The organism is Streptomyces sparsogenes (genome assembly GCF_001704635.1).
Taxonomy (GTDB): Bacteria; Actinomycetota; Actinomycetes; order Streptomycetales; family Streptomycetaceae; genus Streptomyces; species Streptomyces sparsogenes.
This window is the reverse complement of record NZ_MAXF01000019.1, coordinates 1-9,563: the sequence shown is the minus strand read 5'-3', so window position 1 is coordinate 9,563 and position 9,563 is coordinate 1. Positions and strand designations below refer to the sequence as shown.

The 9,563-nt window shown below is 73.2% G+C and carries 9 protein-coding genes; 4 read left to right on the top strand and 5 right to left on the bottom strand.

All coding sequences use genetic code 11. The annotated features are described in order from the left end of the window. Positions 1–59 precede the first annotated feature (59 nt). The 3 genes from BBH68_RS03050 to BBH68_RS03040 form a co-directional block, all read right to left on the bottom strand. A complete protein-coding gene (locus BBH68_RS03050) occupies positions 60–1,223 on the bottom strand; it encodes an ARPP-2 domain-containing protein (protein WP_079150762.1) in 1,164 nt (387 codons plus the stop codon). Continuing rightward, positions 1,220–2,644, bottom strand: coding sequence for a hypothetical protein (locus BBH68_RS03045; protein WP_065958677.1), 1,425 nt, complete (start codon positions 2,642–2,644; stop codon positions 1,220–1,222). The genes BBH68_RS03050 and BBH68_RS03045 overlap by 4 nt, the downstream gene beginning before the upstream one ends. Before the next feature lie 233 nt (positions 2,645–2,877). After that, complete coding sequence (locus tag BBH68_RS03040) at positions 2,878–4,161, bottom strand: sensor histidine kinase (protein ID WP_065958676.1); 1,284 nt, start codon at positions 4,159–4,161, stop codon at positions 2,878–2,880. Positions 4,162–4,499: 338 nt separating this feature from the next. Between BBH68_RS03040 and BBH68_RS03035 the strand changes: the two genes are divergently transcribed. After that, complete coding sequence (locus BBH68_RS03035; protein WP_065958675.1) at positions 4,500–6,713, top strand: MMPL family transporter; 2,214 nt, start codon at positions 4,500–4,502, stop codon at positions 6,711–6,713. 111 nt (positions 6,714–6,824) lie between these two features. On the opposite strand, the gene BBH68_RS03030 is transcribed toward BBH68_RS03035, so the two are convergent. Beyond that, a complete protein-coding gene (locus BBH68_RS03030; RefSeq protein ID WP_065958674.1) occupies positions 6,825–7,463 on the bottom strand; it encodes a winged helix-turn-helix domain-containing protein in 639 nt (212 codons plus the stop codon). Between the two features lie 106 nt (positions 7,464–7,569). Beyond that, complete coding sequence (locus BBH68_RS42885) at positions 7,570–7,701, bottom strand: hypothetical protein (RefSeq protein WP_342673112.1); 132 nt, start codon at positions 7,699–7,701, stop codon at positions 7,570–7,572. A gap of 119 nt (positions 7,702–7,820) precedes the next feature. On the opposite strand from BBH68_RS42885, the gene BBH68_RS03025 reads away from it, so the two are divergent. The 3 genes from BBH68_RS03025 to BBH68_RS03015 all read left to right on the top strand — a co-directional run. Next, the gene (locus BBH68_RS03025) at positions 7,821–8,192 is read left to right on the top strand and encodes a 5-carboxymethyl-2-hydroxymuconate Delta-isomerase (protein ID WP_065958673.1); all 372 of its coding nucleotides are present in this window, start codon (positions 7,821–7,823) and stop codon (positions 8,190–8,192) included. Between the two features lie 174 nt (positions 8,193–8,366). Next, positions 8,367–8,807 (top strand): SPW repeat protein, encoded by a 441-nt coding sequence (locus BBH68_RS03020; protein WP_065958672.1) that lies wholly within the window; start codon positions 8,367–8,369, stop codon positions 8,805–8,807. Between the two features lie 243 nt (positions 8,808–9,050). Beyond that, positions 9,051–9,563: nitrilase-related carbon-nitrogen hydrolase (locus BBH68_RS03015; RefSeq protein ID WP_281182461.1), on the top strand; the 513-nt coding region annotated here is incomplete at its 3' end.

Sequence of the window (9,563 nt, the reverse complement as noted above, 5' to 3'; positions counted from 1 at the left end):
CACAACACAAACATCGGACTCACTCATCTAGGGGATCGGAGTGTCAGGGCATCAGGCCGTCAGGGCGCCGCGCGGCGAGCCGCCGCGCGGTACCGGTCGCGTATGTCCTGGCGCAGCAGCGCGCCGAACCCCGCGTGCTCCATGCGGGAGGCGAGCTGGTCGCAGCTCACGCCCAGCGCGCCGGCGGCCGCCTCCAGGCGCCAGTCGTGGGCGGCGAGCACGGTGAGCAGATGGCCGCGGCGTATCTGGGCCTCCGAGAGGCGGAAGGTCTTCAGATACGCCAGCCGGCCGTCCTGGTGGGTGATGGTCTCGCCGATGTGCTGCTCGGTGTTGCGGTGGAAAGGCGGCAGGAAACGGGACAGGGTGAAGGGCCCCATCGTGCGGACGCGCTGGAAGGCGTACGACGCGCCGAGCAGCCCGCCCGCCATGGTGCGGTCGTGGAACGCGGCCCACTCCCGCCGCTGCCGGGCGGCCTCGGCCCGCAGGTCGGCCAGCGAGCTCACCGCGCCCTCGCGCAGCCGGGCCCGGAACTCCGGGACCGGGCCGTGCAGCGTGGCGTAGTGGTGCACCAGCTCCCCGAACAGGTCAAGGACCAGCGAGGAGTGCAGGGCGCGGTAGTCGTCGGGGTGCGGCACCACGAAGGCGGCGGCGAGCGCGTCGGCCGCGTAGACCATGACCCCGCACTGGCCGGGGTGGATCTCGAACACCCGCAGCGCGTCGCGCAGCCCCTCCACCTCGGCCCCGGCGTACGCCTGCTCGACGCGCGGGGAGAGGCCATGGGCCACCGCCCGGCGGGACCACTCCTCCCAGACCACGTCGGGGCCGCCGAAGTGCAGCGCCAGATAGCCCTCCAGGGCCAGGTGCAGGGGCAGGAAGCGCACCCGGTTCCGGTCGGCGCGGCGGGCCATCCGGCGGTGGAAGCGGAGCGGGACGCACGCGGGGTGCTCCCCGCCCGCGCCCGGCCGCAGCTGGGTGCCGTAGGAGGACGCGGGGGTGCCGTCGTCGGTCCAGGTCGCCACGGAGCCGTGCGGGATGTAGGAGCAGTACGCGGTGCGCCGGTCCAGCTCCACGGCGGCGAAGTCGTCCCCGTAGAGCCGGTCGTCCAGCCGCAGGTCGGCGATCGGCTCCTCGCGCACCAGCGGAACCAGGCGGATGGCGCCCCACACCTGGGAGGGCAGCGCGGTCAGGCCCGCGAGCTCCACGGGCGCCTCTTCCCCTTTCACCGTTCCTCCCGCAGAAAGCCGCGCACGCGGGCGCCCACATGCGCCCACAGATCGGCCGCCTGGGTGCGGCCCTGCGTGAACTGGGCCAGCTCCACCAGGGCCGGGAGGTCCTCCGCGTCCCGCACCCCCACGGTGGGCACCTCGCGCGCCAGCCGCCGCACGTCGAAGTCCTCCGCCTCGTACACCGGGTTGAGGTGGACCACGCTGGTGCGGCCCTCCGGGTCCAGCCGCCCGCGCCACACCCGCAGCACCTCGCCGGCCAGGCCGGGCGGCGCGTTGTCGAAGCCGTCGGAGACGATCACCAGCCGGTCCGGGCGGCGCTCCAGCGCGTCCAGGACGCGGGCGCCCAGCGGCGTCGGCCCGTACGGATACGTCAGCAGCGCGTCCGTGCGGCCGGACAGCCACAGCGGGATCCACTCGCCGGCCAGCGCCTCCAGCAGGAAGTGGCAGCCAAGCGCCACCGCCAGCGGCCGGCGCCGCTTCTGCCCCGAGCCGAGGGTCGAGAAGCTGTCGTCCAGCACGGCGGCCACCCGGCCCCAGCTGCCCGCGCGCGGGCCCGCGGTGCGCCGCGCGGCCGCCCGCAGCGCGGCGGTCAGCTCCTCGCGGCGGCGGGCCCGGTCGTCCAGGGGGAGGGCCAGGACATAGCTCGCCAGCCGGGTCAGCGGCAGGGCGGCGAGGTCGCCGGCCACCCCGTCCACCCGGTGGTCCCGGGCCGACTCCCGCAGCCGCAGCCGCTCCAGCCGGGTCAGGCGCGGGGCGATCCGCTCCAGGAACGCGGCCCGGTCGATGCCGTGCGCCGCCGCGAACCCCTCGGCGACGGTGTACGGCAGCTCGTACAGCGCGCTGTGGCTGTAGTGGGCGCGGCGCCACGCGTCGAACAGGGGGGTGGTGAAGCCGGCCCGGCGGGTGTGGGGCTCGAAGAGGAAGTCGCCCAGCTCGCCGTCGAGCCGCAGATGCGCGTGGCGGGCGGCGGCCTTGACCCCGGAGCGGTACTTGACCGCGTCGAGCGCCGGATCGGGCCGGGCGGCCAGCCAGTCCCGCATGATGGCCCGGGTGCGGCGGTTGTTGACCCCGGCCCGGCGCAGCTCGCGGAAGAGCCGGTACACCCGCTGCGGCGGAAGCAGGGCCAGCCGCCTGGCGATCAGCGGCCCCTCGGCGCTGCGCTGTGCGGGCGTCGCCTCGGACGCGGTCTCCAGCAGCCCGCGCACGATCCGCACCGCGTTGTGGTGGTTGATGTCCAGGGCGAGCGTCGCCGCGTACAGCTCACGGTAGTTGCCGAGCACATACGCGTGGAGGAAGTCCAGCGACATGCGCTGCTCCTCGGCCCGGGAACGGAATTCCCGCTGTCCGGTGGAGGTGATCGCCGCGTTCACGAACAGCAGCAGGTCCTCGGCCGCCACGAGATCGGCGTAGCTCTCCAACGTGCGTCTCCTGCTTCAGTCTCCTGCGCCGGTCTCCTGTGCCGGTCTCCTGCGTCGTTTTCCTGCTTCGGTCTTCCGGCGGCGCGGCAGGCGGGGGTCGGCCGGGGAATGGGGGCACGAACTGCGAATCATCGCTTCACAGGCGGGTTCCGGAAGTCGCGCCGGAGTCCCGCGGCCGACCCCAGCACGCTAGCACCGGCGTACGACGGTCCGCCCCCGGGTTTCCCGGGGCCTCAGGCGGTGGGCCGGGCGACGGAGAGCTCGCAGGGTATCTCGATCGTCACCATCGTCGGCCCGCCGACCGGGCTGCTGATGGCCAGCACCCCGTCGAAGGCGCCCAGCCGCCGCCGCAGCCCGCTCAGCCCGGAGCCCTCCGAGGGGGCCGCCCCGCCCTTCCCGTCGTCGGTCACCGCGATGCGCAGGGAGCCGGCGCCGTCGTCGTGATGGATGTCGACCCACACCCGCTGGGCGCCGGAGTGCTTCGCCGCGTTCGTCAACAGCTCGCTGATCGCGAAGTACGCCGCCGACTCGATCGGCTCCGCGGCCCGGCCCGGAAGGTCCGCGTCCACCTCCACGGACAGCGGCATCCGCAGCGCCAGGGCCCGCACGGCGTCGCCCAGGCCGCGCTCGGCCAGCACCGGCGGATGGATGCCGCGGACCAGGTCGCGCAGCTCGGCCAGGGCCTCCGCGGAGCTGGCGCGGGCCGCCGCCAGCAACTCCTTGGCCTTGGCCGGGTCCTTCTCGACCAGCGCCTCCACCGCGCCGAGGCTCATGCCCATGGCGACCAGACGGGCCTGCGCGCCGTCGTGCAGATCCCGCTCGATGCGGCGCAGCTCGGCGGCGGAGGTGTCGACCGCGTCGTGCCGGGTCTCGGTGAGGTGCCGGACCCGCTCGGCGAGCGCCATCCCCGGCGTGGGGGCGAGGAAGGCCCGGCCCAGCAGGAAGTGGGCCCGCAGCAGCAGGGGGGAGGCGAAGACGCCCAGGACGAGGAAGCCGCTGCCCAGCAGGGCGGCGAGATTCGCGGTGGACTGGGAGGAGATGGGGATGAACGCGTACCAGTAGCCGCCGGCGGCGCGCACGATCGGCTTCCAGGTGCCCAGCGCCAGCGTCCAGCCCTCCAGACCGAACGGAATGAAGGCGAAGGCCAGCAGGGCGGTGATGAACCCGGCGGTCATGTCGACGGCCAGCCACCACAGATCCCGCCAGGTCGCCGGGTCCTTCAGCAGCAGCGAGCACTGTTCCACCAGGCCCACCAGCCCGCCGCGCCGGTGGGGAGGCAGGGCGCGGTAGGGCAGCGGGACCTTCACCCCGGACCAGCGGGCGGCCAGCAGGCGCCTGTGGTTGGCGTGGGCCCGCACCGCGCCGAGCACGGGCGGGGTGGTGAGCACTCCCACGCCCAGCGGGAGCAGGGCGAGGGACACCACCGCGAGCACGAACAGGGTGATGGACCCGGCGAGCGAGACGATCGCGAGCCCCAGCCCCCGGCCGGTGGCCAGCAGCGCGCTGCGAATCTTCATCGGACGATCCCCCTGACGCCTGCGCGGGACCCGCTCCGGGCCCGCGCCCCGACCGGGAGGGGCCGGTCCCCCCGGCTCCCACGCTCCCAGTCTGGCGGACCCCGCCCGCCCGGTCACTCGGCCCTGCCCCCGTCCCGGGGTATACCTAGCCCCACCCCCGGGACTCTCCTTTTGCCTCCCCGAATGGGGGGCTTGTGCGGCTGGGGCGCGAGCCCGCCGTTTTCTAGCGTCGATGACGTGACCTCAACGGTCCGTTCAGTCCGTTCAGTCCTGCCGGTTCCGTCACCGGTTCCGTGACCGGTTTCGCGCAGGACTCACACCTCCCCGGGGGAGACGCCATGAGCGCAACGAGGCGGGGCCTCGCCGTACGACTCGGCGGGTGGAGCACCCGACACCGCAAGACCGCGATCATCGGGTGGCTGCTGTTCGTCGTGGTCGTCGCCGTCATCGGCGGCATGTCCGGCATCAATGAGATGACCAACTCCCAGAACGGGAGCGGCGACTCGGCGAGCGCCGAGAAGGTCCTGGAGGACGCCGGGCTCAAACCCCCCGCCGGCGAGATGGTGATGCTGCGCAGCGCCGAGCCGGACGGCTGGCGGGCCGCCGCGGGCGACCTCGCGGCGCGGCTGGAGAAGAGCGGCGAGACGGAGCGGGTCCAGCGCCCGGTGCGCTCCGAGAGCGGCCGGGAGGGGTTGATCGGCTTTGAGATGAAGGGGGACCCGGACACCGCGGGCGACCGGATGCAGCCGGTGCTCGACGCGGTGAAGGAGACCGAGGCGCGCCATGAGGGCGTCAAGCTGTACGAGTTCGGCGACGCGACCTTCGCGCACAGCCTGAACGACATGCTCTCCGGCGACATGAAGACCGCGGAGATGACGGCCGTCCCCCTGGCGCTGGGCATCCTCCTCGTTGTCTTCGGCGCCCTGGTCGCCGCGCTGCTGCCGGTCTTCCTCGCGCTGACCGCCTGCGTCGGCACCTTCGGCCTGCTCGCGCTGGCCAGCCACGAACTGCCGATGTACTCCAGCACCAACTCCGTGATGTTCCTGGTCGGCCTGGCCGTCGGCGTCGACTACTGCCTGTTCTACCTGCGGCGCGAGCGTGACGAGCGGGCCGCGGGCCGGGACGCCCAGACCGCGCTGCGCATCGCCGCGCAGACCAGCGGCCGGGCGGTGCTGATCTCCGGTGTCACGGTCATGCTGGCCATGTCGGGCATGTTCCTGTCCGGCCTGCTGCTCTTCAAGGGCTTCGCGGTGGCCACCATCCTGGTCGTCTTCACCGCGATGCTCGGCTCGGTGACCGTGCTGCCCGCGATGCTGTCCTGGCTCGGCGACCGGGTCGACGCCGGGCGCGTGCCGCTGCTGAACCGCCGCCGCAGGAAGGGCGTGCACGCCAGCGGCGGCATCTCCGGCCGGATGATGAAGCCGGTGCTGGCCAAGCCGGGCCTGTTCGCGGTCCTGGCGGGCGCGCTGCTGCTGGCGCTGTGCGCCCCCGCGCTGGGGATGAAGACCGAGCAGCTCGGCATGGAGAAGCAGTTCGGCTCGGACTCGAAGCTGACGGTGGCCTTCAATGAGATCACCGAGTCCTTCCCCGGCGGCCCCGCCCCGGCCGAGGTGGTCCTGCGGTCCGACGACGTGTCCTCGCCCCGCTTCCAGGGCGCGGTCGCCGACTTCCGGCGGAAGCTCGCCGCCTCGGGCGAGTTCGGCAAGAACGTCGAGGTCCAGCTGCACAAGAAGGAGGGCGTGGCGCGCATCGAGGTGCCGCTGGCCGGGAACGGCGCCAACGCCACCTCCAAGCACGCCCTGCACACCCTGAAGGACGACCTCGTCCCCCAGGTCCTCGGCCCGGTCTCCGAGAAGGCCTACGTGGGCGGGGAGCTGGCCTCCAGCATCGACTTCAACGACCAGCTGAACAGCGACATCGCGCCGGTGTTCCTCTTCATCGCCGCCGTCACCTTCCTGCTGATGCTGGTGTGCTTCCGGTCGCTGCCGATCGCCATCGCGTCGATCCTGCTCAACCTGCTGTCCGTCGGCGCCGCGTACGGCACGATGACCGCCGTCTTCCAGCACGGCTGGGGCGCGGAGACGCTGGGCATGGAGCCGGCCGGGGCGATCGAGGGCTGGATGCCGCTGTTCGTCCTGGTGATCCTCTTCGGGCTCTCGATGGACTACCACGTCTTCGTGGTCTCCCGGATCCGTGAGGCCCACGACCGGGGCCTGGCCACCCGGGACGCGATCCGCGAGGGCATCCGGTCCACGGCGGGCTCGGTCACCGGAGCGGCCGCCATCATGGTCGCGGTGTTCGCGGTCTTCGCCCTCCTGCGGATGCAGGACATGCAGCAGATGGGCGTCGGCCTCGCGGTCGCGGTGCTGGTGGACGCCACGCTGGTCCGGATGGTGCTGCTGCCCTCGGTGATGGCGCTGCTCGGGGAGCGCAACTGGTACCTGCCGAAGGCGCTGGCCTGGCTGCCGAGCCTCAACCACGGCGAGCAGGACGCGGAGCTGCCGCCCCTGCCCCAGGAGCGGCCGACGGCGTCCGCCGGTCACCGGGGCTGAGGCCCCGACCAGCCGCCGAGCAGCCCGCCGCGCCGGATCAGGCCCTCCAAGGGCCCGACCCGGCGCGGCGGGCGTTGTCGTGTGCTGTGTCCGGGGCCCGCCCGGTGAACGTCAGGCCGTCGGCACGTACTTGTAGCCGACCCGGCGGACCGTCACGATCGTCCCGCGGTGCTCGGCGCCCATCTTCCGCCGCAGCCGGGCCACATGGACGTCCACGGTCCGGCCGTCGCCGACGTGTCCGTACCCCCACACCGTGGTCACCAGCTGGTCGCGGGTGTGCACCCGGTGGGGGTGCGCCACCAGATGGGCCAGCAACTCGAACTCCAGGTACGTCAGGTCGAGCAGCCGCCCGGCCACACGCGCGGTGCGCTGCTCGGGATCGATCCGGACCAGCTCGTCGCCCGTCCCGGGCGCCCCGCGCCTCGTCTCGCCCGCGCCCGCCCCGGCGGCGGCCGTGGTGGCGGGAGCGGCGGGCGGCGCGAACGCGTCGGGGGCCACCCGGTCGGCCGGGACGAGCACCAGGTAGCCGACCATCGGCGGCTGTCCGGGCAGCGCGGGCAGCGTGTGGGCGGGGGCGGGCAGCCAGGTGGCGCCGGAGTGCAGCAGCTCGGCGACCGGCGGGACCTCGTCGGGTGCGACGGCTCGCAGCCGCTGCCGGTTCGGATGGGGGTGGCGGCCGGACGCGGCGGCCGGGGAGCCGGAGGTGGCGGCGGAGACGGCGGAGGAGGACAGGCTACGGACGTTCGTCATGGGCTTTCGGCTCTTTCGCGCTTGAGGGGACGGATGGTCGTCGAGCGCGCGGGCTGGGCCGCCGGGAGATCACCCGGGAGCGGGGCGGCTGAGCGGACGAGCGGCGTCAGCGGCCGAGCGAGCGGGCCCGCGCATACGAAGCGCGGCAACACTCGCGGTCGAAGTGGTGCGCCTGCCGGGACGGCCAGAACGGCTCGAGGTCGAGGGGACCCGTCGCGGCGTCAGGGAGGCTGGCCATGCTCCTATTGAAGCAGACGAGCGGCCCCCCGCGCTTGCCGCGCCGGCCGGGTGCGACGATGCCCACGCAACCGGACCCGCGAGCGCAGCCCGCGCCGATCCCCTGAGGAGCGCTTTCCCATGCCGCACATCGTCGTCGAGTACTCCGACACCCTGGCCGAGGCCTTCGACCGGCGCGCTTTCGGCCTCGCCCTGCACCCGGTCGTGGCCAAGACCGTGGACACCACGGTGGACGCCTGCAAGACCCGCTTCCACCGGCTCGACGAGGCCGTCATCGCCGACGGCGCCCCGCACCACGCCATCATCCACATCGAGGCCGCGATCCTGTCCGGCCGGGACGCGGAGAACAAGCGGGCGCTGACCGCCGCCGTGCTGGAGGTCGCGCGCGCCCACCTGGCGCCCGTGCCCGGGCTGGCCGTGCAGATCACCGTCAACGTGACCGACCTCGACCGCGCCTGGTACGCGAAGCACGCCGAGGTCCACCCCTCCTGACGTGCGCCGGGCCGCGCAGCTCCCGGGTGCGGCCCCGCCCTTCCCGCCGAAACAGCCCTCCTTCCCGCCGAACCAGACATCTACCTATAAACCGAGGCGAGGCGCACAATGGTGGTGCGGCACAGCGCCGCACTGCGCGGTCAGACTTGCATGGATCGAAGGAGGCGAGTCGTAATGGCCGACGTCTCACGCCACAGGAGTGATATCACGCGCCACCCCGACGTGACCGAGATGCGCGAGCGTTACGCACGGATGCTCGGCGCGCGGGATGTCGTCTTCGTCGACGGGCCGGTGCTCCTGGCCGGTCTCTACTTCGCCATCTCTCCCTGGGTGGTCCACTTCTCGGGCGCCCGCCCGGACCTCACGGTCAACAACCTCATCCTGGGCATCTGCGTGGCTCTGCTGGGCATCGGACTGACCACGGCGCCGCGCCGGATGTACAGCCTGTGCTGGGCGATGTCCGCGATCGGTGTGTGGATGATCATCTCTCCCTGGGTGGTCACACGGTTCCCCGACGCGGGAATCATCTGGAACAACGTCGTCGTCGGTGCCGTCACCTGCGTGCTCGGCCTGGTGGCGGCTGGGGTGTTGATGCGTACCGGCAGGGAGGCGTAGGCGTGAAGTGAGGAAGGCCGCCGGCCGCACGACCCCCTCCGGGGCGTGCGGCCGGCGGCTTTTCCACGGTCGGCGCACGGCTGACGGTCGGCCAGTTCCCGCCCGGGCCGGCGAGTGATGTCCCGTGGCGTCCCCGGGACACGGCCGAGATGTTCCGGGCCGCACAATGAGCGCACCCCCGGGGCGTCACGTACCCACCCGTAGGGACTCTTCGGCAACGTCCAGGGAATGAGGCAGACCGTCATGCGTATCGCACTGAGCCAGATCGTCAGCGGCCCGCGCCCGGAGCGGAACCTCGCCGTCCTGCGCGAGCAGGCACACCGCGCAGCGGCCGCCGGCGCCCGTCTGATTGTCTTCCCCGAGGCGACGATGGCCTGCTTCGGCACCCCGCCGGCGCCCCTGGCCGAGCCGCTCGACGGGCCATGGGCCACCGGGGTGCGGCAGATCGCCGAGGACGCCGGTCTCGTGGTGGTGGCCGGCATGTTCACCCCGGCGCCCGACGGCCGGGTGACCAACACCCTGCTGGCCACCGGGCCCGGGGTGGAGACCTCGTACGACAAGATCCACCTGTACGACGCCTTCGGCTACGCGGAGTCCGACTCCGTCGCGCCCGGTTCCCGGGTGGTGACCTTCGACCTCGACGGTGTCCGGATCGGCCTGGCCACCTGCTACGACGTGCGCTTCCCCGAACTGTTCCGGGCCCACGCCGACGCCGGGGCGCGGCTGTCGCTGCTGCCCGCCTCCTGGGGCGCGGGG